The 26,238-nt window shown below is 65.2% G+C and carries 22 protein-coding genes and 3 pseudogenes; 14 read left to right on the top strand and 11 right to left on the bottom strand.

Annotation, left to right across the window (positions count from 1 at the left end):
- On the bottom strand, nucleotides 1–419 hold a 419-nt coding region (locus ACNJ7E_RS35070), incomplete at its 3' end, for an RES family NAD+ phosphorylase (protein ID WP_418338944.1).
- The gene (locus tag ACNJ7E_RS35065; protein WP_418342059.1) at nucleotides 419–1,129 is read right to left on the bottom strand and encodes a hypothetical protein; all 711 of its coding nucleotides are present in this window, start codon (nucleotides 1,127–1,129) and stop codon (nucleotides 419–421) included. The genes ACNJ7E_RS35070 and ACNJ7E_RS35065, both read right to left, overlap by 1 nt.
- A gap of 107 nt (nucleotides 1,130–1,236) precedes the next feature.
- Between ACNJ7E_RS35065 and ACNJ7E_RS35060 the strand changes: the two genes are divergently transcribed.
- From ACNJ7E_RS35060 to ACNJ7E_RS35050, 3 genes and pseudogenes are all read left to right on the top strand, one after another.
- On the top strand, nucleotides 1,237–1,407 hold the full coding sequence (locus ACNJ7E_RS35060; protein ID WP_418342058.1) for a hypothetical protein: 171 nt from the start codon (nucleotides 1,237–1,239) through the stop codon (nucleotides 1,405–1,407).
- A gap of 234 nt (nucleotides 1,408–1,641) precedes the next feature.
- Nucleotides 1,642–1,773 (top strand): annotated as a pseudogene (locus ACNJ7E_RS35055) (transposase); the annotation flags it as partial.
- A 444-nt stretch (nucleotides 1,774–2,217) separates the two neighbouring features.
- On the top strand, nucleotides 2,218–2,559 hold the full coding sequence (locus ACNJ7E_RS35050) for a YciI family protein (protein ID WP_280780268.1): 342 nt from the start codon (nucleotides 2,218–2,220) through the stop codon (nucleotides 2,557–2,559).
- Nucleotides 2,560–2,795: 236 nt separating this feature from the next.
- Here ACNJ7E_RS35050 and ACNJ7E_RS35045 read toward each other — a convergent pair whose 3' ends face one another.
- Both ACNJ7E_RS35045 and ACNJ7E_RS35040 read right to left on the bottom strand, forming a co-directional pair.
- Nucleotides 2,796–4,304, bottom strand: coding sequence for a protein adenylyltransferase SelO (locus tag ACNJ7E_RS35045; RefSeq protein WP_489686852.1), 1,509 nt, complete (start codon nucleotides 4,302–4,304; stop codon nucleotides 2,796–2,798).
- Between the two features lie 123 nt (nucleotides 4,305–4,427).
- A pseudogene (locus ACNJ7E_RS35040) lies at nucleotides 4,428–4,624 on the bottom strand (FAD-dependent monooxygenase); the annotation flags it as partial.
- 403 nt (nucleotides 4,625–5,027) lie between these two features.
- Here ACNJ7E_RS35040 and ACNJ7E_RS35035 point away from each other — a divergent pair.
- Nucleotides 5,028–5,396, top strand: coding sequence for an LLM class oxidoreductase (locus tag ACNJ7E_RS35035; RefSeq protein ID WP_418342056.1), 369 nt, complete (start codon nucleotides 5,028–5,030; stop codon nucleotides 5,394–5,396).
- Nucleotides 5,397–5,424: 28 nt separating this feature from the next.
- Here the strand turns inward: ACNJ7E_RS35035 and ACNJ7E_RS35030 are convergent, their stop codons facing one another.
- Nucleotides 5,425–6,348, bottom strand: a complete 924-nt coding sequence (locus ACNJ7E_RS35030) for a LysR family transcriptional regulator (RefSeq protein WP_105420183.1) — start codon at nucleotides 6,346–6,348, stop codon at nucleotides 5,425–5,427.
- Between the two features lie 186 nt (nucleotides 6,349–6,534).
- Here ACNJ7E_RS35030 and ACNJ7E_RS35025 point away from each other — a divergent pair, with 186 nt between their 5' ends.
- From ACNJ7E_RS35025 to ACNJ7E_RS35015, 3 genes are all read left to right on the top strand, one after another.
- Entirely contained in the window at nucleotides 6,535–7,824 is a 1,290-nt protein-coding gene (locus tag ACNJ7E_RS35025; protein WP_280780271.1) for a glutamate dehydrogenase, read from the top strand.
- A gap of 392 nt (nucleotides 7,825–8,216) precedes the next feature.
- On the top strand, nucleotides 8,217–8,879 hold the full coding sequence (lexA, locus tag ACNJ7E_RS35020; RefSeq protein ID WP_280780272.1) for a transcriptional repressor LexA: 663 nt from the start codon (nucleotides 8,217–8,219) through the stop codon (nucleotides 8,877–8,879).
- 125 nt (nucleotides 8,880–9,004) lie between these two features.
- Nucleotides 9,005–9,829 carry a bifunctional allantoicase/(S)-ureidoglycine aminohydrolase gene (locus tag ACNJ7E_RS35015; protein WP_418342055.1) on the top strand — a complete coding sequence of 275 codons (825 nt, stop codon included), beginning with the start codon at nucleotides 9,005–9,007 and terminating at the stop codon, nucleotides 9,827–9,829.
- Between the two features lie 73 nt (nucleotides 9,830–9,902).
- Here the strand turns inward: ACNJ7E_RS35015 and ACNJ7E_RS35010 are convergent, their stop codons facing one another.
- Nucleotides 9,903–10,802 (bottom strand): helix-turn-helix transcriptional regulator, encoded by a 900-nt coding sequence (locus ACNJ7E_RS35010; RefSeq protein ID WP_283335323.1) that lies wholly within the window; start codon nucleotides 10,800–10,802, stop codon nucleotides 9,903–9,905.
- Nucleotides 10,803–10,903: 101 nt separating this feature from the next.
- Here ACNJ7E_RS35010 and ACNJ7E_RS35005 point away from each other — a divergent pair, with 101 nt between their 5' ends.
- From ACNJ7E_RS35005 to ACNJ7E_RS34990, 4 genes are all read left to right on the top strand, one after another.
- Nucleotides 10,904–11,953, top strand: a complete 1,050-nt coding sequence (locus tag ACNJ7E_RS35005; protein WP_418342054.1) for an alcohol dehydrogenase catalytic domain-containing protein — start codon at nucleotides 10,904–10,906, stop codon at nucleotides 11,951–11,953.
- On the top strand, nucleotides 11,950–13,335 hold the full coding sequence (locus ACNJ7E_RS35000) for an MFS transporter (RefSeq protein ID WP_418342053.1): 1,386 nt from the start codon (nucleotides 11,950–11,952) through the stop codon (nucleotides 13,333–13,335). Before ACNJ7E_RS35005 ends, ACNJ7E_RS35000 begins: the two co-directional genes overlap by 4 nt.
- A gap of 83 nt (nucleotides 13,336–13,418) precedes the next feature.
- The gene (locus ACNJ7E_RS34995; RefSeq protein ID WP_418342052.1) at nucleotides 13,419–14,303 is read left to right on the top strand and encodes an aldo/keto reductase; all 885 of its coding nucleotides are present in this window, start codon (nucleotides 13,419–13,421) and stop codon (nucleotides 14,301–14,303) included.
- 11 nt (nucleotides 14,304–14,314) lie between these two features.
- The gene (locus ACNJ7E_RS34990) at nucleotides 14,315–14,716 is read left to right on the top strand and encodes a (R)-mandelonitrile lyase (protein ID WP_418342051.1); all 402 of its coding nucleotides are present in this window, start codon (nucleotides 14,315–14,317) and stop codon (nucleotides 14,714–14,716) included.
- A 434-nt stretch (nucleotides 14,717–15,150) separates the two neighbouring features.
- Here the strand turns inward: ACNJ7E_RS34990 and ACNJ7E_RS34985 are convergent.
- From ACNJ7E_RS34985 to ACNJ7E_RS34970, 4 genes and pseudogenes are all read right to left on the bottom strand, one after another.
- A pseudogene (locus ACNJ7E_RS34985) lies at nucleotides 15,151–15,579 on the bottom strand (serine/threonine-protein kinase); the annotation flags it as partial.
- A 535-nt stretch (nucleotides 15,580–16,114) separates the two neighbouring features.
- A complete protein-coding gene (locus ACNJ7E_RS34980; protein WP_418342050.1) occupies nucleotides 16,115–17,140 on the bottom strand; it encodes an ABC transporter substrate-binding protein in 1,026 nt (341 codons plus the stop codon).
- Nucleotides 17,121–18,881, bottom strand: a complete 1,761-nt coding sequence (locus ACNJ7E_RS34975; protein ID WP_182624954.1) for an ABC transporter permease — start codon at nucleotides 18,879–18,881, stop codon at nucleotides 17,121–17,123. Before ACNJ7E_RS34975 ends, ACNJ7E_RS34980 begins: the two co-directional genes overlap by 20 nt.
- Nucleotides 18,878–20,044: an ABC transporter ATP-binding protein gene (locus tag ACNJ7E_RS34970; RefSeq protein WP_418342049.1), complete on the bottom strand. Its 1,167-nt coding sequence runs from the start codon at nucleotides 20,042–20,044 to the stop codon at nucleotides 18,878–18,880. The genes ACNJ7E_RS34975 and ACNJ7E_RS34970 overlap by 4 nt, the downstream gene beginning before the upstream one ends.
- A 1,834-nt stretch (nucleotides 20,045–21,878) precedes the next feature.
- Between ACNJ7E_RS34970 and ACNJ7E_RS34965 the strand changes: the two genes are divergently transcribed.
- Nucleotides 21,879–23,282, top strand: coding sequence for an MFS transporter (locus ACNJ7E_RS34965; RefSeq protein WP_418342048.1), 1,404 nt, complete (start codon nucleotides 21,879–21,881; stop codon nucleotides 23,280–23,282).
- Nucleotides 23,283–23,429: 147 nt separating this feature from the next.
- Nucleotides 23,430–23,585, top strand: a complete 156-nt coding sequence (locus ACNJ7E_RS34960) for a hypothetical protein (protein WP_418342047.1) — start codon at nucleotides 23,430–23,432, stop codon at nucleotides 23,583–23,585.
- Nucleotides 23,586–24,197: 612 nt separating this feature from the next.
- On the opposite strand, the gene ACNJ7E_RS34955 is transcribed toward ACNJ7E_RS34960, so the two are convergent.
- Nucleotides 24,198–25,388, bottom strand: coding sequence for an acyl-CoA dehydrogenase family protein (locus tag ACNJ7E_RS34955; protein ID WP_005242296.1), 1,191 nt, complete (start codon nucleotides 25,386–25,388; stop codon nucleotides 24,198–24,200).
- 104 nt (nucleotides 25,389–25,492) lie between these two features.
- On the opposite strand from ACNJ7E_RS34955, the gene ACNJ7E_RS34950 reads away from it, so the two are divergent.
- Entirely contained in the window at nucleotides 25,493–26,236 is a 744-nt protein-coding gene (locus tag ACNJ7E_RS34950; RefSeq protein WP_418342046.1) for an SDR family NAD(P)-dependent oxidoreductase, read from the top strand.
- Nucleotides 26,237–26,238: the final 2 nt, after the last annotated feature.

Below are 26,238 nucleotides of genomic sequence, written 5' to 3'. Positions count from 1 at the left end.
GTGGTGACGTAGTGCCGGGCTTCGCATTTGGTGAGCCAGAGGTCCTGTCCGACCGACGAGAGGTGTGGGCCGTGGAGTGCGGCGACGGTGAGGGTGCGGGTGACGGTGAGGGCGGTCAGGGTGCGGCCGATCACGGCGGAGGCAGGCACGATCCGGGCGATGGTGGGGTCCAAGGGGAGGTCCCGGCAGATGGTTTCGGCGATCGCACCGTCGGGGCTGTCGGCGATGTAGAGGTAGGCGTAGCTGCCGTCGAGGGAGTCGAACCTGCCGCCGGCGAGTTCGTCCGGTTGCGCGGTGGGGTTGGGGGCGTGTGGGGCGCGGTGGCTGCTGTGCACCCGCCACACCATGGTTCCGGCGGTGAGCACGGTGCGGTGTGCCGGCCGGAGTAACCCTGCGGCCGGTGGTTCGATGTTCGGCATCAGTCGGGCAGCACCGCGGCGGCGAGCCGCTCGAGTTCCCGACCGGCTGCGGGGTCCGGGTCGGCGGCGAGGTCGGCGGGGGTCTGCCCCTCGGGTAGGCGGGTGGAGGGGGTCAGCCACCACGACGCCACACCCCACGGGTCGGCGTCGGCGCCGAGCGTGGTGTTGATCGCGGCGACGGTGTCGCGGACCGAGGCGGTGGCCTCGTCGAACTGGAATGCCGGGTACCGGTAGCTGTTGCCGACGGGCAGGGCCACGACCTTGCCGGTGGTGCGAAGCCTCGAGGCGACGGTGCGATCGGCTGCGGGCCGGCGTAGGACGGCGGCGACCTGGCCGGCGGTGAGCATCGCGTGGTCGAGGATGTGCCGGCGGGCGGCTTGCTCGATCTCGGCTTGGGCGATGGCGTCGTCGACGAGGTCGGCGCCGATCCGGGCGGCCTGGGTGCGGTCGGTCAGGGTCGGTGCCATCGCCAGCAGCGCGGTGACCTGGTTGCGGACCAGGTGCATCTCGGGGCGGGCGGCGAGTTCGGAGGCGACGACGTCGATCAGTTCGGAGGTCGACAGATCCGACAAACGCCGTTCGTCCGGCGACGGAGCGGGGTGTGGGCGGTCGCCGGCACGCGTGTAGCGGCCGGTCGCGGTGTCTCGGCGCGAGCGGGAGCCGGCGAGCTTGTGGTGTCGCCTGGGGGAGGTCGGTCGGTGGGTCGACATGTGCGCTCCTTGCTACGTTTGCACCATGATCTTACATCGTTGCTTTCGTTGCGGCGAGTAGGGGATGCGCGCTGTTGATCACCGCCTATTCAGGGCAGGATGAAACCGTGAGCGACCGCACCGCAGCAGACGTCGAGCGTGAACCCGCCACGCTTGCCTACGTACGCGGCAGACTGCGGGCTTCGGAGGGCAACGACTTTCGCATCCCGACCAACGCCGTCGACCAGGTCCTCGATGAGCTCAACAGTCTCGAACGATCACCGCGGGATCTCACCTGATGCCGTGCAGGGCCCGCGGTGCTGGTCACCGGTGTGAAGGGGACGCGCCCCGGTGATGTCACCGGGGGTCTGGCATGCGTTGCCACGTCACCCCCGCGCTGGGAAACCAGCCCACGTTTCCCGGTCAGGGCACAGTCCACATGCCCATCCCCGGCCAGAATGTGGTGCTGAGGCTGCACCCTTTGAGTGGACACCCCGGACAATGGTTCTAGGAGAGCCAGGAGGGATGTCGAGGTGGGACGCCAGTCTCTGTACACGGAGGAATTCCGGAAAGACGCGGTCGCGTTGTATCGCGCGGCCGACGGCAAACGCACGTACGCGGCGGTGGCCGCGGATGTGGGCGTCAGTGGCGAAACGCTACGGACGGGTAGTGCTTGAGCAGCAGGTACTTGGCCATCGTGTTCTCCTTGGTGCGGTACGGCCCATTCTGGCCGTGTTCACTCCGGGGACGAAGCGACGCGCGGGTTCTCGACATCCCACGGCGACATTTCCTGACCATCTTCTCTGTCGGGCCACCATCCATCGCGGGAAGGGGAGGGCCGCGCAGCTCAGTGTCGGATGCTGGGGAGTGTCGGCGAGTTATTCGAACAGGGTGGCGAGCCGCGCCGGAGCCAGGGCAGACGACCACGGTCGAGGTGGCTGCCGCCGATGAAGTGGGAGAAGCGGTCAAGTGCTTGATGCCCGCGGTGAGCGCGGTGGTGGAGACGGCCTGTTCCGACCGTTTGGAGGAGGGCGGGCGAATCTTGTGCGCGCCGGCCCGTGTCGGCGAGGATGGGTTCCGATCTGACGTGAGACGAAGGAGTCGACGCGATGACGAAGTACCTGATCTCTTTCCCAAGTGGTGCCATGGTCCTTCCCGACGAGGAACTACAGGCAGTGTCGGATGCGTCGCACGCGGTGGTGGAGGAGGCGAAGGACGCCGGCGTCTGGGTGTTCGGCGGTGGAATCGACGAGAGCGTTCCGCCTGTCCTGGTCGATGGGGATGGCACGGTGACCGAGGGTACGTACCCGCAGACGAAGCAGCTCGCAGGCGGCTACGCGGTACTGGAGTTGCCCTCCCGCGAGGCGGCACTGGAATGGGCTGCGAAGATCGCGGTTGCCTGCCGGTGCGCGCAGGAGGTGCGCGCGTTCCACTACGATCCCGCCAGCTGACGGGTTCGACGTCTCGGGCAATCGCATTCGGCTTCGGCCAGATTGAAATAGCGTTTGACGGCGTTACGGCCCCGTGTAGCGCTCCTTCTTGCTCGTCGCCGAAGTCGATCGGCCGGCCGCGAACTGCGCACGGCGGCATCCCGTCGCGGCGACACCAGCCGAAGTCGTTCCGGCGACGATTCGTCGGCGAGAAGTTTCCTCGACACGAACGTCGGCGTGCAACTCCGTCCTGGAAGTTAAGTGCCGCAGAAGGTTTGGAAGGACTTGCTGAATGACGGTGGGGCGGGTGTGGTGTAGTCGGACCACTCGTCGCGGCGGTCGAACGGATGCGTGACGACGTCCAGTAGCTTTTCGAACGGAGCGAGCTCCCCGTCGGTCGCGGCGCGCAACGCAGCATCGAGCTGATGATTCCGCGGGATGTACAGCGGGTTGACGCAGTCCATCGCGTCGGCGGTCTCCGCTGCGCCGTGCCCATGTTTCGTCAGGGCGTCGCGCCAGCGTTCCAACCATGGCCCGATGTGCTCGCGCGGCACGAGGCCGTCGAGAGGCGTCGAATGTCCGCGTAGTTCGTCCGCGAGAGCACGGAAGGTGCCCGTCCAGTCGGCACCGTGTTCCTCCAGCAGCGGCAGCAGGTCGTCGACCAGCGCTCGATCGACGAGTTCGCCGGCCAAACCGAGCTTTGCCGCCATCCCGGCCGCGTAGTGGCCGTCGTAACGGTCGTCGAAGGTCTCGAGGACTGCCGACACCGCGGTAATCGCGTCATCCGGCGTGGAATCGAACAGCGTCAGTAGCGTTTCCGCGAGGCGCGCCAGGTTCCACTTCAGGACAACGGGCTGGTTGCCGAACGCATACCGGCCGCCGTGGTCGATCGAACTGAACACTGCGGCCGGGTCGAACGCGTCGAGGAATGCGCACGGACCGTAGTCGATGGTCTCGCCCGAAATGGTCGTGTTGTCGGTGTTCATCACCCCGTGCACGAAACCGGTGAGCATCCATTTCGCCACCAGTGACGCCTGCGCCTCCACCACCGCCTCGAAGAACGTCAGGTAGCGATTGCCGTCACGCCCCGGCGCCGGTTCGGTCAGCTCCGGGTAGTGGCGGGCGATCGCGTAGTCGGCGAGCGGCTGCAACACCTCACCCTGCCGCACCGCGTATTCGAAGGTGCCCACCCGCAGGTGACTGGCCGCGACCCGTGCGAGCACGGCCCCGGGCTCGGCGCCGTATCGATGAACGTGCTGGCCCGTCGCGACCACCGACAGCGCGCGCGTGGTGGGGATGCCGAGGGCGTACATGGCCTCGCTGACCAGGTATTCGCGCAGCATCGGGCCGATTACCGCGAACCCGTCGCCGCCCCGGGAGAACGGCGTGCGCCCCGAGCCCTTGAGGTGCAGATCCACCCGCTGCCCATCACTGCTGGTCAGCTCGCCGAGCAGCAACGCCCGGCCATCCCCGAGGAGCGGTGCGTATCCGCCGAACTGATGGCCCGCATACGCCATCGCCACCGGCTTGGCCCCGGCCGGCGCCGTCGATCCGGACAGCACGCCGACTCCGTCCTCGCTTCGCAGCGTCTTGACATCCAACCCCAGCGACGCCGCAAGCTGCTCGTTGAGCACGAGCAACGTGGGGTCCGGCGCGTGGGCACCCTGCCACGGCACCGTCAGGGCGCCCAGCTCGTCGGCAAAGGTGCTTTCGAGGCCGGCCACCGCTGTGTTCGTGCCCACCGTGGAATCCGGAGTTGCAGTCATCCTGCGAGGGTAACCACCACACGGAACGCCGCGCACGCGGTGGCACCGGTAGTACGCCTGGTGCGCACGCGCAAGGGAATGCACCGCGCCGACGTCGAAGGTGATCTGCTCGATCGGTGTTCAGCCGCGGGCGTGCAACCGATCGAGCAATCCCCGGCCCGCAGTCGGAACGCGGCACGTTGCCGCAGGAAGTGGGTGGACATGGTGTCGCTGGGAAACGACGCTCGATCGACCACCGCGACACGGTGCCCGCCGCGTGCCAGAAGCATCGCCAACGACGCGCCTGCGCACCGGGCGCCCACCACGATCACGTCGAACATCGCGCCTCATCCAATTCGAAATCCCGTATCTCGCGCATCGCTAGCCGACCGGCTGCCCCGCAGCGAGTGCCTTCACCTCGGCGGTGTGCAGCGCAGTGCCGCCGATAGCCCGATGTCCGCTGCCGATTTCCTCGACGACCTCGACGTCGATGAACGGCATCACCAACTCCCTTCTGCGAGCCAGCCCGAATGCCGGCTGAACCACGGCCCCTGCGGCTGGGTGTCGCCGCGCGCACCGGCCTGCCGATCTACCTCGCCGGACTCGGCAACAAATCCATCCAACTCGCCGGCGAAGTGGCCGACGGCTGGATGCCCGTCCTAGCCCCTCGGTCGTGGCTGCCCTGCGGAATCGACATGCCGCCAGGAGGCGGGCGCCTGATCCGGTCGCACCACACGCTCCTCGGTGTGCCCGGCCGTCCCGACCGCCATCGCGGCCGATCACGCAACCGCCCGCGAGATCGCGTCCTGGTGGGTCGCGTTCTACCTCACCAGAATGGGCTCGCTCTACCGCCGCTCGCTGAGCGAACGCGGATACCGCGACCAGGTCGAGGCCGTGCTCGCCGGCAACCCGACCCACGACACCACCGACGTGCCGCCCGAAGCCCTTGTTCTGCTCGACGAGCTCACCGTCTGGGGCACACCGGACACCGCTCGCGACCAACTCCAGCACTGGTACACCGCAGGCGCCGAGATGCCGATCCTCACACTCCCACCCCACCGCACCATCGCCGAACTCGACTACATGCTCGAAACCATGAGCCCACACGTCTGACGTTCCGTCCTGCGGGGGGTGAACGCGCTTACGGGTACGGCGACCGCGCCGCGAGCCCCCGTGCGGCCGCCGCGGCACGCACTGCGTCGATCACCAGTTGCAGCGGCGGTCGGTGCGCTTCCGTCCCCCGATGGGCGATGGAAATGGTCCGCATGAGTGGTTCGGTGAGCGCGACGACGTCCATTCCCGGCGGGCGCAGCGTCAGTCCGAGATCGGAGACAAGGGTGACTCCCAGGCCCGCGGCAACCATCGCGAGTGCCGTAGCCTGCTCGCCGACCTCATGGTTGATCCTGGGTTCGAATCCGCAACGCTGACAGGCCAAGCGCACCGCGCGGCCGAAATGCGACGTGGGTCCCGCAAGGATCCAGGGATGCTCGGCGAGATCCGCCAGCGCCATGGTTCTGGCGGAAACCGTTCCTGGAGGCAGCGCTGCGTGCAGTCGCTCCACCGCGATCACCACCCTGGTCAACTCCGGGTCCCACTGCATCGGGTAGTCGGAGTAGTCGATCACGAACGAGAAGTCCAGCGACCCGTCCCGTACCGCGACTGCGGTGTCCTCCGGCGCGAGCTCCCTCGTTCGCACCTCGATGCCGGGATGTTCGGCGGCCAGCAACGTCAGCGCACTCGGCACCAGGCTCGACGCGACGGACGCCCACACGCCGACGGTCAAGCGGGCGGTGACCCCGTCCTGCGTTTGTTCGAGGGCAGTCGTCGCGCGCTCCACCGATCGAATGATCTCCTCAGCGTGCTCGGCGAGGAGCAGGCCGATCTCGGTGAGCTGCACCCGCCGACCGCGCCGCTCGAATAGCTTTGCGCCGACGTCGCGTTCGAGCTGGGTGAGCTGTTGGGATACCGCGGATGTGGTGTAGTGCAAGGCCAGCGCCGCGGCAGTCACGGTGCCTCGGCGATGCAACTCCCGAAGCATCCGCAACCGGCGCAATGACAGCTCCATGCCGCCAGCCTATGCATCCATTCCGAACCGTCCAACCGGACCACGCGTTGCGCTGTGTAGAAAGCGTGAACTCAATCCTTCAAGATTCTTAACTGGACGCCTGGTCACCAGCGCGCGCACTCTGGCGTCATCGGCTGAGTGGTCGTGGAGGCGAAGATTTTCTGAGGACGATTGGGGTAACTCGAGGTGACCACGACAACGGAATGCGGGTTCGGGCGCACCCCCGAGCACCGAGAGTCTGACTACCGTGAGAACACTGCGACGCAACATCGGGTCGATGTGGCGACCGTGCGCGGCGGTGAGCCCCTGTTACGTGTGACGTGGTCTGATCCGGTCACCGGTGCTCGTGGTTACCTCGTCGTGCACACGTTGGTGTCCGACCTGGCAACCGGGGGCACCCGAATGCGGGCAGGCTGCACGATGTCGGAGGTGGAGGATCTGGCCCGAGGCATGGCTGCCAAGACCGCGGTTTTCGGCCTGCCGGTCGGCGGCGCGAAAGGTGGCATCGACTTCGACCCGAAGGACCCCCGCGCCGTCGGTGTTCTGGAGCGGTTCTGTCAGGCGATGCGCCCGTGGCTGGCCGCGCACTGGGTGACCGCGGAGGATCTGGGGGTACCGCAGCATCTGCTCGACGACGTCTTCGCGCGGCTCGGCCTTCAGCAGTCCTACCATGCGGCGATCAGCCGTGCGGAAGATCCGCAGAGGACTCTGCGCCGGGTACGGGCCGCGTTGAACGCCCCGGTGCCCAGCGGTTTTCTGCTGGGCGATGTGATCGGCGGTTACGGAGTCGCGCAGGCCTGCATCGGCACGGTGAACGCATATGGCTGGGTTCCGGCCGACACGACGGTGGCAATCCAGGGCATCGGCACCATGGGGGGCGGCGCGGCCTGGTATCTGTACGAGGCCGGTATGCGCGTGACTGCTGTCGCCGACGCCTTCGGCACGCTGTACTGTCCCGACGGCCTGGACGTTCCCGCGCTGCTCGACCTGCGGGACTGCTACGGCGAGATCGACCGCTCCCGCGTCCCCTCGCATGTTCAGCGGTTGCCGAGCACGGCTGTGATCGCCACTGCGGCAGACATCCTCGTCCCGGCCGCGATCTCGTATGCGATCACGGCGGATAACGTCGACCAGGTCGCAGCGAAAGTCGTGATCGAAGCGGCGAATGCCGCGACGACCCCGCGGGCCGAGGCGGTGCTCACCGGCCGGGGCATTCCGGTGGTCCCAGATTTCGTTGCCAATGCCGGAGCAGTCGCCTGGGCCTGGTGGGTACTACTGAGTCAGGTCGGCACCGACCCGGAGGACTCGTTCCTGCGGCTGCGTACCGAGATGCTGGCCAAGGTCGCGTTGCTGCTCGGGCAATGGAAACTGGACGGCGTGGCGCCACGGCAGACCGCGTGGGACCTCGTCGGGGCCAACCGCCGCGCGCCGGCTCCCACCGACCCTCTGGCAGTGCCGGCGCTCACCATCCCGTGAAGGTCGGCGATCGGCGAGAGAACACCGGGCCGGCGGCTACGGGACCGTCACCTGCTCGTATGTCTGGCCTTGCGGTGAGCCAACAGTGCTCGCGCGTCGGGATGCCAGCGGCCCGAGTGAGCGCGGTGCGGTGCGGTGCATTGCGGCATTAATTTGACGGTTCCCGTTGTGCGAGAGTCGATATCGGGCGCGGCTCGACGTTGCGTAGAGGCGTCGAGCCGTGGGCAGTGAGATTCAAGTCCATGGGGAAGATCACCCTCAACTGTGGTTCCGGGTGGTGGCGCATCGACTGAGGTCGACATTTCCGTGAGGTGGAACGGGACAGGCTCCGCTTCTGGTCGCGCGCGTACGCCGTGCTCGAGGGGGCTGTCGTGAACCCCTACGATTCTTCGGTGACCGATTACGACGATCTCGACATGTTCGGTGGCCTCGATGCCTCCACCCTGCCATCCCGCCAGCAGCGGATTCTGGCAGCGATCCGGGACTGGGTGGCTGCACACGGATGCACGCCGAGCACCCGACAGATCGGGGACGCGGTGGGCCTGCGCTCCGCGTCGTCGGTGTCCAAGCATCTGAAGAGCCTCGAGGAAAAGGGCTTTCTCCGAAGGGGCACGGCCATGGCTCGGCAATTGGACGTGCGCCCGTTCCTCTCCGAGGGGAAGCAAGGTCGCTCGTCCGAAAACAATGTGACGGTACCGGTGGTCGGCGACATCGCAGCCGGCGCACCGATCCTCGCGGAGGAGCACGCCGATGAGATGCTGACGCTCCCTCGCGAACTCGTCGGCTCCGGCACCGTGTTCGGGCTGCGGGTGCGCGGTGAGTCGATGATCGACGCCGCGATCTGCGATGGCGACGTCGTTGTGGTGCGCCGCCAGGACGAAGCCCATTCCGGCGAGATCGTTGCCGCGATGATTGATGGCGAGGCCACGGTGAAGGTGCTCCGGCGCCGCGATGGCCACGTCTTCCTCGAGCCCCGTAATCCCGCGTATGCCGTGATCGACGGTGACGACGCAGTTGTCCTGGGCAAGGTGGTATCGGTGATGCGGCGGATCTGAGGGCCCGGACTCGGCTGCCGCCGACACTCTCCCCACGAATATTCTCGTGTGGGATCCACAGGCGGAAGATCGACATCACCGGTGGCTCGCCACCGCCGCTGTCCCGACAACCCGATGAGGAAAGCATGAACTACTTCGTTCCGCGAGGCGGCCTGCCGCCGCAAACCGACCTGACCACCGACCGCGCGGTCTTCACGGAGTCCTACGCGGTCCTGCCGCGTCGCACGATGAGCGATATCACCGCCAGTCTGCTGCCGCACTGGAGCGGGACCAGGGCGTGGGTGCTGGCGCGGCCTTTGTCCGGATTCGCGGAGACCTTCTCGCAGTACATCGTCGAGGTCTCGCCTGGTGGCGGTAGTGACCGTCCCGATGCCGATCCGGGCGCCGAGGCGGTCGTGTTCGTTGTCGACGGTGCGCTCACTCTCACACTCGACGGGGTCGAGCATGTGCTGGATGCGGGCGGCTACGCCTTCCTCGCTCCCGGCGCCCGGTGGACCCTGCACAACCACGGTCCGGCCACCGCGACGTTCCACTGGATCCGCAAGACCTATCAGCAGGTCGACGGCATCGAGATACCCGAGTCCTTCGTGACCCGGGAGCAGGATATCGAGGGTGCCGAGATGCCCGACACGAATGGGGCATGGAAGACCCAGCGGTTCGTCGATCCGACCGACATCCGCCACGACATGCATGTCAACATCGTGTCCTTCGAACCGGGAGGTGCGATTCCGTTCCCCGAGACGCATGTCATGGAACACGGCCTGTACATCCTCGAGGGCAAGGCGGTGTATCTGCTCAACAAGGATTGGGTCGAGGTGCAAGCGGGCGACTTCCTATGGTTGCGGGCCTTCTGCCCTCAGGCGTGCTACGCGGGCGGGCCGAGTCGCTTCCGCTATCTGCTCTACAAAGACACCAACCGGCACGCCGGCCTCCAACTCGGACTCTCTTGAATCTGGTCATGATCCTTTGTGCCGCTGCCGTTGTCGCAAGGGTGGCGGCTCACGGATCGCCTGTGCGCGGGAGTCAATGTGGTCTGCTGGGAGCGTCGTGTTCGGTGCCGAGTTGATCCTGGCTGGCGGCCCAGGAGGCGAGGAGTTTGAGGGCGTCGGCGGTGGGTGTGCCGGCGGCTGCGGTGTAGATGTTGAGGTGTAGGCCGGGTTCGGAGGGCAGTTCGAGTGCTTCGAAGTCGAGGTCGAGTTGGCCGACGGCGGGGTGGCGCAGGCGTTTTCGGCCGCTGCGGTGGAATCGGACGTCCTGTGACGCCCAACGTTGGCGGAAGAGTTCGCTTTGGGTGGACAGTTCCCCGACCAGCGCGATGAGCGCCTTGTCGTGCGGGTTTCGGCCAGCTTCGAGTCGGAGCATGGCGGCGGCGTCCCTGGCGATGGTGTCGTAGTCGACGAAGAATTCTTCGGCTGCCTGGGGGTGGAGGTAGACGAATCGGGTGGTGTTGGCGGGGCGGCGGGGGTCGGCGAGCACAGGGGAGTAGAGGGCGCGCGCGAGGTCGTTCATCGCGATGATGTCGTGGCGGCCGTTGCGGACCCAGGCCGGTGCGTCCGTGATGGCATCGAGTACTTGCTGGATTGCCGGGCGGACGGTCACCGGCGGAGTGCGGGGGCGGCGGGTGGTGCTTGCCTGTGCTTGCCGGGCGAGGGCGAAGAGGTGGTCGCGTTCGGCGTCGTCGAGTTGCAGGGCGACGACGAGGGCGTCGAGGACGCTGTCGGAGGCGCCGGCGAGGTTGCCGCGTTCCATGCGGACGTAGTAGTCGACCGAGACACCGGCGAGCATGGCGACCTCTTCGCGGCGCAGGCCTTTGACACGGCGGTTGCCGCCGTACACGGGTAGTCCGCTCTGCTCCGGGGTGATGCGTGCGCGCCGTGTGCTGAGGAACTCGCGGATTTCGGTGCGCAGGTCGGTCGAACTCATGAGTCCACGGTAGGCAGTGGCCGCCGGTTGTGGGAGGTACTGGCAGTACCCGGAACGTCCGTGACTCCCCGGGCGGGCCGAATGGAGGTCGACTGGGTGGCATGAAAGCGACGTACATGTTCGGCGCGGGCGATGTCCGCGTCATCGATGTTCCTGATCACACCATCCAGTCGTCCACCGACGCCCTGGTACGGATCGTGCGGGCCTGCGTGTGTGGCAGCGACCTGCATCCCTATCACTCCATGGACGTCGATCCTGCGGGCAGATCGATGGGCCACGAGTTCATCGGTGTCGTCGAAGCGATCGGTTCGGATGTGAGGACGTTGCGGGTCGGCGACTTCGTCATCGCACCGTTCGCGGTCTCGTGTGGCACGTGCGTGTTCTGCGCTGCGGGTCTGCAGACGTCGTGCGTGCGTGGCGGGTTCTGGAATGACGCCTCGCTGGGTACGGCGGGTGGTCAGGCCGAGGCGGTCCGGGTGCCGCTGGCCGACGGCACGCTGGTGAAGGTGCCGGTGGGCGAGGACGCCGACGATGCGCTGCTCAACTCCGTGCTGACGTTGTCGGATGTGTACGGCACCGGCTGGCATGCCGCGGTCCGCGGCGGCGTCGGCGCGGGCAGTGTCGTGACCGTGATCGGTGACGGGGCGGTGGGATTGTTGGCCGTGCTGTCGGCTCGCCTGCTCGGTGCCGAGCAGATCGTGTTGATGGGGCGGCACCAGGGGCGGACCGATCTCGGTCGCGAGTTCGGTGCGACCGATGTGGTTGCCGAGCGTGGCGAGGAGGGGATCGCGAAGGTTCGTGAGCTGACCGGCGGACTGGGCAGCCCGGTCGTCCTCGAGGCGGTCGGTCACCGGCCGGCCTACGACCAGGCGGTGGGCGTCGTCCGCGCGGGTGGAGTGATCAGTCGGGTGGGGGTGCCCCAGTACGAGGACGCGCCTGTCGGGTTCGGGAGCCTGTTCGGGCCGAACGTCACGCTGGCCGGTGGTCCGGCGCCGGTGCGCGCCTACATCGAGCAGCTGCTTCCGGCAGTCCTGGACGGCACTGTCCAGCCGGGGAAGGTGTTCGACCGCACCGTCGGTCTCGGCCAGACGCCGGAGGGCTACGCCGCGATGGATGCCCGCGATGCGCTCAAGGTCGCGGTCCGGCCGTGACCACCGCTGTTTCCGGTCGGGCCACGGCCACCCCGGCCGCGATTCTGGGGATCATCCTGGCAAGCTATTTCATGGTGTTGCTGGACAACTCGGTGATCTTCACCGGATTGCCGAGCATCCGATCCGGGCTCGACCTGTCACCGGCGGCGCTGTCGTGGGTTCAGGACGCTTATACCCTCGTCTTCGGTGGTCTGCTCCTGTTGGCTGCCCGCGCGGGGGACATCGTGGGGCGGCGCCGACTGTTCAGGATCGGTCTCGCGATCTTCGGTACCGCATCCGCGGGATGGTGGATGATCGCCGCCCGCGCCGTGCAGGGAATCGGTGCGGCGATCGTCGCACCGACCTCGTTGGCGTTGATCACGACCTATTTCGACGGCGAGGCCCGCAACAAGGCCGTTGCCTGGTACGCAGCAACAGCCGGTATCGGCGCCAGCCTCGGCCTTCTGGTCGGAGGCGCGCTCACCGAATGGATCTCCTGGCGAGCGGCGTTCCTGGTCAACGTCCCGATCGCGGTCGCCTTGATCGTCTGGTCCAGCACCGTGCTCACGGAAACCCCACGACGAACCGGACGGTTCGACGTAATCGGTGCTCTCGGTGCGACACTCGGCATGGGTGCCGTGATCTTCGGGATCATCGAATCCGCCGAGGCCGGTTGGGGATCGGCACGGGTACAGGCCGCGCTGGCACTCGGGGCCGTCCTGCTGATCGGGTTGGTCGTTCACGAGGGCCGGGTGCAGCAGCCGATCCTGCCGCTGCGGTTGTTCCGCAGTCGCGAACGCAGCGGCGCCTATACCGCTCGACTGCTGTACCTCGGGGCGATGATCGGGTTCTTCTACTTCACCACCCAACTGCTCCAGGACGGGTTCAGCTTCTCCCCACTGCAAGCAGGACTCGGCTTCCTGCCGATGACCCTCGTCAACTTCGTCGTCGCGCTCATGGTTCCCCGGCTGAGCGCCCGGCTCTCGAACGGGACACTCCTCGCTACCGGGACGGCGCTGACTCTGGCCGGCATGGCATGGCTGAGTCGCATCGACCCACTCGATACGTATCTCGTAGACGTTGCACTGCCGATGGTCCTGGTGGGCGCCGGGCAAGGCCTGGCGTTCGGGCCGCTGACGAACGCAGGAATCGCCGGTGTCGATTCGGCGGACGCCGGCGCGGCATCCGGACTGGTCAACACGGCGCACCAACTCGGAATGGCACTCGGGTTGGGCGTCCTCGTCGCACTCGCGGCCGACGCAGGCGCCAACCTCGACGGACCAGCAGCGGTGACCGAGCACGTCGGCGCCGCGCTCACCGGCGGCACCGTACTGCTCGCCCTCGCGCTGGTCGTCGTCCTCACGGTGATCGTGCCCGCTGCACGACACCGGCCCGTCGCATGACATCCGCTGGTCGGACCAGGTACTGCCGGTACCTGGTCCGACAGGCACTCCCAGCCCACGCCGACCGAATCTAAGGTTGAAACATGACGATCCCCGTATTGACGTTGAACAACGAAATCACGATGCCGGCACTGGGTTTCGGTGTGTACCAGACGCCGCCCGATGACACCGTTGCAGCGGTCGAGGCGGCATTGGAGACCGGATACCGGCACATCGACACCGCCGCTGCTTATCAGAACGAACGCGAGGTCGGCGAAGCCATACGCCGTTCGGGTATCGACCGCTCGGACATCTTCATCGAGACCAAGGTCTGGATCACCGACTACGGCTACGACGCGACGCTGCACGCCTTCGACAAGAGCGCCCGCAAACTCGGAATCGATCAGATCGACCTGCTGATACTGCACCAGGCTCTCCCTGGCGAGTTCACCCTCACCGTCGAGGCCTACAAGGCGCTCGAGACGCTGCTCGCGGACGGCCGCGTCCGCGCCATCGGTGTCAGCAACTTCATGTCCGACCACCTCACGCGACTGCGGGACGAGACATCGGTGGTGCCGGCGGTCAACCAAATCGAGGTACACCCGTACTTCCGTCAATCCGACGTGCTCACGGCCAACGCCGAACACGGGATCGTGTCCCAGGCATGGTCCCCGATCGGTGGCATCACTTTCTACCGCGACGGCTCGCACGGCTCCACACTCGACGATCCCACCCTCGGGAACATCGCAGCGGCACACGGCAAGACACCGGCGCAGACGATGCTGAGATGGCACCTGCAGCAGGGCCGCCAGGTGATCCCGAAATCGGTCACCCCGTCCCGGATCACCGAAAACTTCAACGTCTTCGACTTCGAGCTCACCGCCGATCAACTCGCCGCGATCGACGCTCTCGACACCGGTGTGCGCGGCGGCCCGGAACCGGACGACATCACCCGCGAGACATTCGGCCTCGAAATCCCCGAACCCTGAGGAGTACAGCAATGCAGATTGATCCCCACACTCCGACGACGAAGAACCCGCCCGAGCAATTCACCGGTGACGTCTGGCTCGACCGCATCGCCTTTCCCCGACAACCCGGTCAGCGAATGGTAGTGGCGAAAGTGCGTTTCGCACCCGGCGCCCGCACCGCGTGGCACTCGCACGCCCACGGTCAGACCCTGCACATCACCCAAGGAACTGCCTGGGTACAGTCCCGTGGCGGCCAGAAGGTCGAAGCACACGCCGGTCAAACCCTCTACTGCCCACCGAACGAACATCATTGGCACGGAGCAAGCGCCGACTCGTTCATGGAACACCTCGCCATGCTCGACAATGCCGACGACCCGGCCACCACCACGACCTGGCTCGAACACGTCACCGACGAGGAATACCTGACGGGGTAGTGACCCCTCGCCACCCGCCGAACCCGAGGCCACAAATTATCCATGATCTGTGCGCCGTCCTGGACGCTCATCGGCGCCGCGTCGAGGTTGTCCGCGCCGGGCCGCAATCCCGCGATCATTACCGCGAGGATTCGGCGCCAGCCGGTGTCGGTGACGCCGCGTGTCGTTGCGACGACGCCGCGCACGGACCAGAAGATCAGGTCCAGGTCGGCGTCGGTGGCGTCCTCGCGGATGCGGCCGTGCTGCTTGGCTTGCGTCAGCAACTCGAACAGGATGCGTCGATACTCGTTCCTCAGAACTGTGGTCTGATCGTCGTTCCACATGCGAGACAAGCATCCGCGGTTCGACGCCAGGATGGCACCGCTGCCGTAGAGCACCCTGCTCCAGCCCCTCGCCCTCCGGTGTGGAAAGGGCCTCTTCGGCCAGGGCCGTGCCGGCTCTCCGTAATCAGTGAGCAAGATGTTCGCCGGTTTGATGTCGCGATGGAGAATGTCGAGTCGGTGTGCTGTCTCCACCGCGCCGGCCACCTTCACACCAAGCCGCAACGCCTCAGGCAACGGCAGCGGACCGTGGTCGCGGATCCGGACGTCGAGAGAATCCTGCTGATGGTATGGCATCACGATGTAGGAAAGGCCGCTGTTGGTGGCACCGACCTGCAGGACGGTGACGATGTTCGGGTGCCCGGTCAGACGGCCCATCGCCCGTTGTTCCCGGAAGAATCGCTCCCGATTCTCCTCGTCGAGCTCGACGAGGAGAACCTTCACCGCCACCGTGCGATCTAATGGGGTCTGGACGCAGCGCTAGACAACACCAAAACCGCCGCGCCCAATTTCCCGGGCATCATCGAACCCGGTCGCCCTCAGCTCGGCGACCGGGGGAGTCGACTACGACTCTGTGTCGAGCGGATCACCTGTGCCCATCACATGGTCTATTCACGACGCCGCTGTCGTTCCTGTGCACTGGTCCCGACGGCACGACCAGTAAGGGAGGATCGACCTTTCGCTCACTTCTCGATGACGTCTTCTCAAGGATATCGCTGCTGTCGGTTGTGACCGATTAGGGCACCTGCCAACCGCCGACCTTGCATGCTGAGACTCCGACGCATCTGGCGTTGCATGGAGATTTCGACGGCTGGCGTGCCCGACGCCCGCGAGCTTGCGACCAAGCCCGAGTTCGGCGATGACGATGTCACACTGCCACGGGACTGAGTGCACGACCCATACACCCTGCTTCAGTCCACAGGCCCACCCCATGCCTACATCGCACAAAGGGGCCCCTACCGACTGAGCTCGAGACGGCACCTATCTCAGTTGCCACCTCAGAACGCGACTGACGGTGGACGATCGTGGGTCGAGCGGAGCCTTTGTGGCGAGGCGTCCGGCGGGGAGACGCGCGGGTTTAGCCGCGGTTGAAGATCTCACGCAGCCGGACGGCCCACTCCGCGATCACTTTGGGAGGGGTGTCCTTCTCGGAGAGGACTCGCATCTGTGTGGTGTCGATCGTGCCGTCGAGTCCCTCGATCGGACTGCCAGCGTCGCCACTTCCGTTGAATACCTCCTGGCCTGCAGGTGAGAGAAGGTAGTCCATTACGATCTGGGCATCGTCCTGGCGTGGAGACTTTTTGAGGATGCCGGCAATGAACGGAGATGCCCAGCCGTCCTTGATGAGCACAGAGTCGATCGGCGCTCCTCTGCTCTCGAGGTCGTGCACGACGGCAGGGCTGGCGGTGTAGGCGACGCCGATCTCGCCGGAGGCCACAGCCTGCGCCATCGGGATGAGCGAGGGGTAGAACTTCGGATTCTGCTCCGCCAACTCAGGCAGATAATTGGGACCGTTCTTGTCCTGAAGGTACTGCAGATAGGAAGCGAGCACAGCGCTCATCGTGTCTCGCACGCCCAGCCGATTCCTGACCTCTGGCGCGAGCAGATCGTCCCAGGTTTCGAAGCCGTCAGGAAAGGCGTCGGTGTTCCACAAGATCATGCTGAACGGTGAGTAGGACACGATCGGCGCGTGGCCGTCGACTCCCCAGTCCGGGTAGGTTTTGGCGGCATCAGCGGTCACGGGGGCCAGGTTGTCCTTGTTGCGCAGGAACCAGGAATCGCCGGACATGATGAAGATGTCGGCGCCGTCCGCACCGGTTGCGATCTCTGCGTCGACCTTGGGGACCAAGTCCGATGCACCCCTGGTGATTTCGAGGGTGATATCGGGGTGGGAGGCGTTGAAGGCGTCTTCGAGCCTTTTGTTCTGCGAGGGTGCCGCCACGCTGTAGACGTGGACCGTTCGCCCGCCGTCGCCGAAGAACCCGGCTGCCGGGACGCAGGCAGCGAGCAAGGTGGTCGAGAGCGCGGCCGCCAACACGGCGACGCACTTGGTCAGGTGTCTCATGTTCTGGTCCTTCTGCCTATCACAGCTTCTCGAGAGCACGGCTACCTCCGAACAGCAGGGCCAAGAAGACGCCGATTGCGGTGATGGCGGTCATCGCAATCGCGATGACCGCGACTTGCGGGTAGCCCCCTGCGTCGTATTGTTCGAACAGGGCCACGGACATCACGTTGACTTCGGCGGAACGGATGAGCAGCGAGACGCCGAACTCGTGGATCAAGAGGACGAACATGATGGCCGCCGACGAGGCCATTCCGGCGCGCCCGAGCGGCAAGATGACGCGGATGAACGTTCGGAGGGGACCGGCACCGCTGACCCGCGAAGACTCGACGGTCGTGCGGCCGAGCGCTACGAGCGTGGCGAGTTGGTAGCGCACTGCATACGGCACCATGATCGTGACGTAGGCGAGGATGAGTCCTGTTTTGGTGGCGTAGAGCCCGATCGACGGATTGGAGTAGGCGAAGAGGAAGCCGAAGCCGAGCAGTGCTCCGGGCATTGTGAGTGGGATGTTGGCGAGGACGTCGAGGATCACTGACAGTGGGCGCCAGAGACGGTCTCGGTTATAGATCCCGAGGGCGATCAAGGTGCCGAGTGGGAGGACGATTGCGACGGCGGTGACGGAGGCGAACGTGCTGTTGAAGATGGACTCGACGAACACCCTGTCCTGGAACACCGAGGAGAAGTTTTGAGTCGTCAGCGCATCGAAGGAAACCGACCCGCTCCAGAACGGCGAGAGCGCCACGAATGCAAGTGCCACCAGCGGCGCCAGCGCTGACAAGACTGTGAAGAGCAGCACCACCAACGTGGCGCCGATGTTTCCCCATCGGCTGGTGCTCGCTGGCGATGCTGCGCTCACGGTTCCGACGAACCGGTCCTGTTTGCCGATCAGGCCCCGTTGCACCATCACCATGACGAGGGCGAGGACCATGAGGGGTGTGCCGAGCGCGGCGACGACCGAGTAATCGATCGGGTACTGCGCGGATAGCTCGAACATGCGCACCGTGATCACGTCGAGCCCCTCACGACGGCCCAGGATGAGGGGGCCGGTGAACTGACCGAGTGCGAGGAGGAAGCACACGACGCCGGCGTAGACGAACACCGGTCGCAGCAGGGGAAGCGTCACGGTAAGGAGGATGCGCAGTGGCCCGGCGCCGTTGACACGGGCCGCCAGGGCGTAGTCACCACCCAAGTTGCGCAAGCCGGCGTACACGAACAGGTATACGAACGCTGCTAGGTGAATGCCGGTGTAGACGATGATCCAGAACTCGCTGTAGACGTTGATCGGGCCGGCGTCGCCGTCGAAAAAGGGTGTGGCGCGCAGCAGGGTGTTCACGTACCCGTTCTCCGGGGAGAAGAGAAACACGAATCCGACGACATGAGCGACGCCAGGAATGATCATCGGCAGAACTGGCATGAACGCCAGGTACTTTCGTGTTCGCGGCGATGTTGCGTGCATGCACAGCGCCAGGCCAGTGCCCACGATCAACGCGACGATCAAGGATCCGACGCCGAGGACGAGCGTCGTGGCGAACATCTTGCCGACTCCGTCGAGCTCGAGTACGCCGCGCAGGCCGGCCGCGCCGTCGGCGAAGGCCTTTTGTTGCAGCGGGACGACTGGCAGCAGGACCAAACCGCCGACCAGGACGGTGAGGGCAAGCCACGGTAGTTGACGTTTGAATCGACGCGCGAACGCGATCGGGGACGCCCCTCTTCCCGGTGCCGGCGTCTGGTCGATGACGACGTCGTCTGTTGTGGCATCGCGGGTGGCAACGTCAGTGGTCATGACGACACTCCGGCGACCTGGTGGGTGCGATCCGTCCGGTCGGCCCAGTCGGGAACGAGCCGGCCATGGTCCTGGCTGTAGCAGCGGGCTTTGTCGATCGCGAATCCGACCTCTACCGACTGGCCCGGTCGTAGGTCCATCGCCCCTGTCGGGATCCGGGCGAACAGTCGGAGGTCACCGATCTCGACGACGCACTCACTGGTCTCGATCCCTGGCAATAGTTCAACGATGTGTCCATCGGAGAGCCAGGCCGTCGCGGTGTCCGTAATGGAATGCGACGCGGAAGATGGGGTGTCGTCCGCTGTGGGCCGCACCAACAGGTGCTCGTCGCGCAGCCGGAGGGCAAAGGAACCGCGAAGATCGTCGCGGGCCACGCCGGCAACTCGTTGTCCGGCAAGGGCGACTCCGGAATCCTCTGCCTGAAGCTCGAGTCGATTCCTGGCGCCGAGGAAGTCGGCGACGTACTCGGTCGCGGGAGCGCGATACACCTCGATCGGATCGCCGACCTGCTCGATTCGGCCCGCGTTCATGACGGCGACCCGGGTGCCCAGCGCGATGGCTTCCTCCTGGTCGTGCGTGACGTGGACGGCTGTGAAGCCCAATTCGCGGTGAAGAAGCCGGAGTTGCGCACGCAGTTCGACGCGCAGGAGAGCGTCGAGATTGCTGAGAGGCTCGTCGAGAAGCAGCAGCGTGGGTCGCGGAGCCAGAGCACGCGCAAGCGAGACGCGCTGCTGCTGGCCGCCACTGAGCTCTGGTGGGTACCGGTCTGCGAGGTGGCCGCATTGCACGATGTCAAGGACTTCCTCGACACGCCCACCCTTGAGTGCTGCGCTATGGCCTCGCGACTGAAGCGGGTAGGCGACGTTCTTGCGAACCTTCATGTGGGGCCATAGGGCGTAGTTCTGAAAGACCATGCCGACGTCGCGGCGATTCGGCTGCACGAACACGCCACGCGCAGTGTCGAGTACGCAGGAGCCGCCAATGTGGATGCGGCCTGAATCGGGGCGCTCGAGTCCCACAAGTGAGCGCAGCAGGGTGGTCTTTCCGCAGCCGCTGGGGCCGAGGAGTACGAGCAGTTCGCCATCGGCCACCTCGAGGTCGACGTTGCGGAGGACGTGAATCTCGTTGCCTGGGCGTCCGAATGACTTTGTCAGACCGTGCACGGACACCAACGCGGGTGCCCGCGTCGATCTCGAAGTCTCTTTGGTCTCTCGCGTTGCTTCAACGAGGGCTGATGGCATGACGCATCCCTTCAGAGTGATGTACGACACTCAGTCAATCACGTAATTGACAGACAGTGCAAGAGCAGTCTTTTTCATAAAGTTGAAAGATGTGAAGGAAAGTAAAAAACATACCTAAATGTTTGGAAGTTACTAGCTGTCAATTATCCGTGGTTGTGGCTGGTGGGTCGGTGAGCCGTGACGCCCGAGAGCTCATCGACGAGCGCGAGTCGTTCTCGCACATGGCGGGTGACGTTCTCTACCATCTGTTCGCGCAGGCGGCCAAGATCTCACCCGGTGGCGGGATCCGCTCGGACGCATGCGAGATTGCAACCTCGCTTAAGTAGCGAGGAGCGCCTCTAGTTCGATCGAGAAGATAGTTTGCCGGAGGTTCGCTTGCCGATTCGGGCCGCGGACACGAGTCCCTATCTTGTAAGGCTGCCGGTTCAAACACTGAAGTCGCGCCGCATGTAGCCCCGGCTGCCCGCTAGCTGCGATGCAGCAACACTCCAGCGTCGACTAATCGGCATTGCGGCCATGCCGATTCGTCGATCTTGAGTGGATGCTCTGAAATCTGGAGGGACTTCGTCTCGCCTACCAGTACGAAGCCCTTGGCCTCCCAGTAGTGTGTCGCGGGGACCCGGCGGTTCGCGGCTGGTGGAAGGGCGCGCCGTCTCATCGAGCGTAATCTTCTCGACCTCGGTCAGGTGACGCGTATTCCAGCTGGAGCGCATCCTCTCACGGAGACGATCGGATTGTGTTGCAGTGCAATAACTGTACGGGGCGTTCAGGGCCGAGGCAATCCCATCAAACGATTACCTCCGCAGACCTATTTGCTCAACCGTGCCGGGAGCGCGTGAGGCACCCAAAGCTACAGCCTCGGCATCCGACTTCTTCGTGCCGACGGAGAGCGCGGAGGTGGTGTCGGCGAAGAACCGGTCCGGGAGGCCATGACGGATTCGAGCTACCACGGGGAGCACCCCGGTGGCTTTCATCTTGTCCTCGATCGATGCTCAGTTCGAACCGGATCGACTGTCGGCCAAGCCGACCGGGTCCGTCTGACCGCGCAGAACATGTCTGCATCCGCACCCGGGACGGGGTGAAACCAGTGCTCGTGAAGACTCCGGTCGACATCACCTCGCCCTCAACTGGTCGCAGTCGACGCGCTGCCACGGCGGCACGCCCCACGATTCGTATCGAGGCGCGGGGCTCGCAGTGTGCCCGCGTTCGGTTGCCGGTCACCCGCGCCGGGGATGGATGGGACGTGCGGGTCGATTTCGATCGGGTCATGTCCTCATGCAGCCGACCCTGCTCGGCTGGCTGCGTCGCCCGATCATCCGGAATCTACGCGGAGTGCCTCGCCTGCCGATGCCCCACCGTGCTCGGTCCGAACAATCCGCGTAGTGGATGTTGCCCTCGAACCGATGCCGTGGCTGGCCGGGGTGCTGGAAGGCCGGGTGCCCGATGTCACGCTCGCGCGGACAGTGAGCCAGACGCCCTGGTTGATTCGCACGGCGTAACCGCCGCGACGGGTGCGCAGAACGAATCCCCGGTGGCCGGACTGCGAGCGCGCCCGGCCCGCAGTGCCCTTGGCGCTTCGGCTGAATCGTGGAGATCGCCGATCGTTACTGTCAGATAGAAGTCCTCCCTATAAGTCAGACAGTTAATCGGCTGACTATTGCATCAGTGTCAACGATGGTCTAACTTGACAGTGGTAGAGCTCACAGTCGATTTCGAGCGTCATGCCTCGGAGTTGCCGTTGCTAGGAGAGAGTCCATTGAGTGATGAGATCGTTGAGCCGCTCGGCTCAGGCGAACCGGCAGGGCATGCGAAGACGCCGAAGAAGGCCGCCGCGAGCGGGTGGGTCGGCTCGGTGCTCGAGTACTACGACTTCTTTATCTACGCACAAGCCGCCGCGCTGGTGTTTCCCACGCTCTTCTTCCCGGGGGCGGATCCGACGGTTGCGATCGTTGCGTCCTTCGCCACATACGGCGTCGGCTATGTGGCGCGGCCGATAGGTGGATTCGTTCTCGGTCACTGGGGCGATAAGCATGGACGGAAGAATGTCCTCGTTCTCTGCATGCTCATCATCGGAGTTGCAACGTTCTGTGTCGGGCTGATTCCGTCCTACCATTCCATCGGCGTCTGGGCTCCGGCCCTCTTGGTCGTCTTGCGCTTGGTTCAAGGCTTCGCCGTCGGTGGGGAGATCTCCGGGGCGAGCGCGATGATCATGGAGCACGCGCCATTCGGAAGGCGCGGCTACTACACGAGCTTCACGATGCAGGGCGTCGCGGTCGGCCAGATTCTCGCGGCGGCGGCATTCTTGCCGATGGCCACGTGGCTTCCGGATGAAGCCTTCCACTCATGGGGTTGGCGGATCCCGTTCCTGCTGAGTGCGGTCGTGGTCCTCATTGGTCTTATTATTCGACGCAGGGTGAATGAGACGCCGGCATTCCTCGAGGAGCGGGATGGTGACAACACGCCGCCCTCACCTATTGTGGAGGCCGTTCGCAGCAACGGCGCCGACATGGTGCGCGTGTTCATCATGATGCTGCTTACCATCATTCCCGTAGTTATGTTGGTGTTCGGCGCAACCTTCGCGACGAACAAGGCTTATGGCAATGGGTTCACTCCGGCGAACCTCCTCTGGCTCTCGCTGATTGGCAATGCGGTGGCCGCGCTGCTCGTCCCAGCGGCCGGTGCCCTGTCTGACAAGATCGGCAGGCGGCCGTGTCTGATCTTCGGCATGCTCAGCTCTACGGCCCTGTGTTTCGGCTATCTGTACTTCATCAGTGTTCATAACGTCGTTCTTATGTTCGTGTTCGGACTCCTCGCATACGGTGTGGCCTTTCAGGGGTTCCAAGGAGTCTTCCCGAGCTCCTTCCAGGAACAGTTCCCGACCCGGTCCCGTGTCACCGGATTCGCAATCCCGCAAAACCTCGCAGGCATGGCCACAGCGATCATGCCGACCGTGTTCGCCGTCATCGCTCCCCCCGGCGCGAATGTGCCGGTGATCGTCGGGTCGGTCGTTTTCGGTATCGGCGTAGTCGCAGCCATCGCCGCCTACTTCACGCGGGAGACCTACCGGGTGCATATGGACGACCTGGGTCGGAAGGATGCACCGGAGGTGCCGCGTGACGAGTACGAGCGGCGCCGGCACCGTCGATTAGCCGCCACATAACGGATACGAAGCGACAACCTCGCAGGTGACGACCAGGAGCCCGCCGTCGAACATGGACGGCGGGCTCCGGTCGTCACGATGGCGGCCGGAGCACTGGTATCAAACCCGTCGAGGGGTGCTCGATGATCGAATGTGGAAAGAAATTAAATGGATCGCGATCTCAAAGCCCTCAAACTCCGCTCACCGAAGGACATCCTGCCGCAGCGACTGGCGCTGGCCCGACAGCACCAGCTCAGCCACCTCGCCTTCCTGGAACTGTTTGGGCCGACGAAGTGTCACGCCGCGAATCGCGTTCGGCACTAATACGTTCGGCGAAGGCCGGGTTGAATTCGAACATGCGGATCGACACCTGAAACGCACTCGACGACCTGCACTACGACGGGCGTTGTCGGATCTGGTCTCGTTGCGCTTCGCCGACGCCGGCCACTGCAGGCTGGTCCTCGGCGCGTGGGCGTCGGCAAAACACACCTGGCCACCGCATTGGCCAGATCGCGCTCCGGCATCGACGCAGCGTGCTCATCGGAATTGTGGCATGGGCCCGCTGCATCGGGGTGTAATCGGCTGCGAAGTCCAGGGGCCCGATTCACGTAGGAGCAGCTCGCGGGTGCCGGAGGAAGCTGAAGGAGTATGAAACTGTTGTGTAGGGGTCCCGCCGGCGCGGATGGCTCTCGCGTGGATGCTGGTGCGCCCGGGATCACGGGCACCCTTCGTGGGGCCGCGTACCGAACACGATCTCGACGACGCTGCGGCGGCGCTTGAATTGAGTCTCGATGCCGTCATCACGTCTCGATACGATATTCCCGGGGTATCGGACAGCGCCCGAGGGCTACGCCTGGTAGAAGCGACCAGTGAAGCCGGCTTGATGAATCAAGCCGGCTTCCTGTTTTCTGTCGTTTCTGCGCGCCGTACGTCGGTCTAGATTCGATAGTCCTTGAGCAGGGATCGGCCGATGATCATCTTCTGGATGTCCGAGGTGCCCTCGCCGATCAGCATGAACGCCGCTTCGCGGTACAGTCGCTCGATCTCGTACTCCTTGGAGTAGCCGTAGCCGCCGTGGATGCGGAACGAGTCCTGAACGACCTCGTTGCAGTACTCGCTGGCGATCATCTTCGCCATTCCCGCCTCGACGTCCATGCGCTCGCCGGCGTCCTTGAGCCGGGCGGCACGGACCACCATGGAGTGCGCGGTCTCCACTTTGGTGGCCATCTCCGCGATCCGGAACAGGATCGCCTGATGCTGCGCGATCGGCTTTCCGAACGTCTCGCGCTGCTGCGCGTACCGGATGCCGAGCTCGAATGCGCGATTCGCGATGCCGACGGCCCGGGCGCCCACGTTGACGCGCCCGACCTCGACGCCGTCCATCATCTGGTAGAAGCCGTTGCCGGGGGTGCCCCCGAGGACCTGGTCGGCGGAGATCCGGTGGTTGTCGAGGATCATCTCCGTGGTGTCGATGCCCTTGTAGCCCATCTTGTCGATCTTGCCGGGGATGGTGACCCCCTGGGCCGTCTCGCCGAAGCCGGACTCCTTTTCCACAAGGAAGGTGGTCATGTTCTTGTAGACCGACTCGGAGCCCTCGTCGGTCTTGCAGAGCACTGCCACCAGGGTGGAGGATCCGCCGTTGGTCAGCCACATCTTCTGGCCGGTGATCTCGTAGCCGTCGGCGGTCCTGGTGGCCTTGGTGGTGATGGCCGAGACGTCCGAGCCGAGCCCGGGCTCCGACATCGAGAAGGCGCCGCGCACCTCGCCGGTGGCCATGCGCGGCAGGTACTCGAGCTTCTGCTCCTCCGTGCCGTGCTGGTTGAGCATGTGGGCCACGATGAAGTGTGTGTTGATCACGCCGGACACGCTCATCCAGCCGCGGGCGATCTCCTCGACCACCAGGGCGTAGGTGAGCAGCGACTCCCCGAGACCGCCATACTCCTCGGGAATCATCAGGCCGAAGATGCCGAGCTCCTTGAGGCCCTCGACGATCTCCGTCGGGTACTCGTCGGCGTGTTCGAGTTCGGTGGCGACCGGGATGATCTTCTTGTCCACGAATTGCCGGACAACGGCCAGGATCTCGTCCTGCTCGGCGGTCAGGCCCTCGGTGCGCACGAGACGTCTCATGATGTCGATCGAACTCCTCTGCGATAAGTCTGTGATGACAGCGTGACTGGATAAGTCTGTGATGACAGCTTGACTGAAAGCTAGCTGTCAGACATATTACATACATGTCTAATGCAGTGGTAGTCGTCACAGGGGCCGGGCGCGGCATCGGGGAGTGCGTCGCGCGCTCGCTCGCCAAGGAAGGTGCGAAGGTCGTCCTGTCGGGCCGCACCGTGTCCGCGCTCGAGAGTGTGCGGGACGCGATCGAGGCAGATGGGGGGACCGCGCTGGTCCGTCCCACCGATGTCATGGATCCCGAGTCCATCGCGGGCCTCTTCGATGACACCGAGAAGGCCTTCGGGAAGCTCGACGTGCTGGTCAACAACGCCGGAATCGCCACCCAGACCAACATGGTCGACCTGGACGAGGCGGAATGGGATCGGATCTTCAACACCAACGTCCGTGGCCTTTTCCTCAGCAGCCGTGAGGCCGGGCGACGGTTCCGGGATGCGGGTGCCGGTCGCGCGATCAACATCGCCTCGGTGTTCGGCCTGGTCGGCCGCCCCGGCTTCTCGGCGTACTGCGCGTCGAAGGGAGCGGTCATCAACTTCACCCGCTCGGTCGCGGCCGAGTGGGCCCGCTTCGGTGCCCAGATGAATGCGGTGGCGCCTGGCTACATCGCCACGGATATCAACGCGGAGATGCGGGCGGACGAGGCGGCGTACAAGAAGGTGCTGCGTGGAATCCCCGCATACCGGATGGGTACACCGGAGGAACTGGCGAACGTCGTCACCTACCTGGCACTGAACGCGCCGGACTTCCTCACCGGCCAGACCATCGCCGTCGACGGCGGAGAGTCGAGCGTCTAGGC

This window comes from Rhodococcus mengyinensis, from assembly GCF_048381435.1.
GTDB classification, from domain to species: Bacteria; Actinomycetota; Actinomycetes; order Mycobacteriales; family Mycobacteriaceae; genus Rhodococcus_F; species Rhodococcus_F opacus_D.
This window is presented reverse-complemented; position numbering and strand designations above follow the sequence as displayed.

What these genes read in the sequence shown, in the direction of transcription:
- ACNJ7E_RS35065 (WP_418342059.1), bottom strand. Translation starts at nt 1,129, where the DNA reads ATGTCGACCCACCGACCGACCTCCCCCAGGCGACACCACAAGCTCGCC.
- ACNJ7E_RS35050 (WP_280780268.1), top strand. Translation starts at nt 2,218, where the DNA reads ATGACGAAGTACCTGATCTCTTTCCCAAGTGGTGCCATGGTCCTTCCC.
- ACNJ7E_RS35045 (WP_489686852.1), bottom strand. Translation starts at nt 4,304, where the DNA reads ATGACTGCAACTCCGGATTCCACGGTGGGCACGAACACAGCGGTGGCC.
- ACNJ7E_RS35030 (WP_105420183.1), bottom strand. Translation starts at nt 6,348, where the DNA reads ATGGAGCTGTCATTGCGCCGGTTGCGGATGCTTCGGGAGTTGCATCGC.
- ACNJ7E_RS35015 (WP_418342055.1), top strand. Translation starts at nt 9,005, where the DNA reads ATGAACTACTTCGTTCCGCGAGGCGGCCTGCCGCCGCAAACCGACCTG.
- ACNJ7E_RS35010 (WP_283335323.1), bottom strand. Translation starts at nt 10,802, where the DNA reads ATGAGTTCGACCGACCTGCGCACCGAAATCCGCGAGTTCCTCAGCACA.
- ACNJ7E_RS35005 (WP_418342054.1), top strand. Translation starts at nt 10,904, where the DNA reads ATGAAAGCGACGTACATGTTCGGCGCGGGCGATGTCCGCGTCATCGAT.
- ACNJ7E_RS34995 (WP_418342052.1), top strand. Translation starts at nt 13,419, where the DNA reads ATGACGATCCCCGTATTGACGTTGAACAACGAAATCACGATGCCGGCA.
- ACNJ7E_RS34990 (WP_418342051.1), top strand. Translation starts at nt 14,315, where the DNA reads ATGCAGATTGATCCCCACACTCCGACGACGAAGAACCCGCCCGAGCAA.
- ACNJ7E_RS34975 (WP_182624954.1), bottom strand. Translation starts at nt 18,881, where the DNA reads ATGACCACTGACGTTGCCACCCGCGATGCCACAACAGACGACGTCGTC.
- ACNJ7E_RS34960 (WP_418342047.1), top strand. Translation starts at nt 23,430, where the DNA reads ATGGATCGCGATCTCAAAGCCCTCAAACTCCGCTCACCGAAGGACATC.
- ACNJ7E_RS34955 (WP_005242296.1), bottom strand. Translation starts at nt 25,388, where the DNA reads ATGAGACGTCTCGTGCGCACCGAGGGCCTGACCGCCGAGCAGGACGAG.
- ACNJ7E_RS34950 (WP_418342046.1), top strand. Translation starts at nt 25,493, where the DNA reads ATGTCTAATGCAGTGGTAGTCGTCACAGGGGCCGGGCGCGGCATCGGG.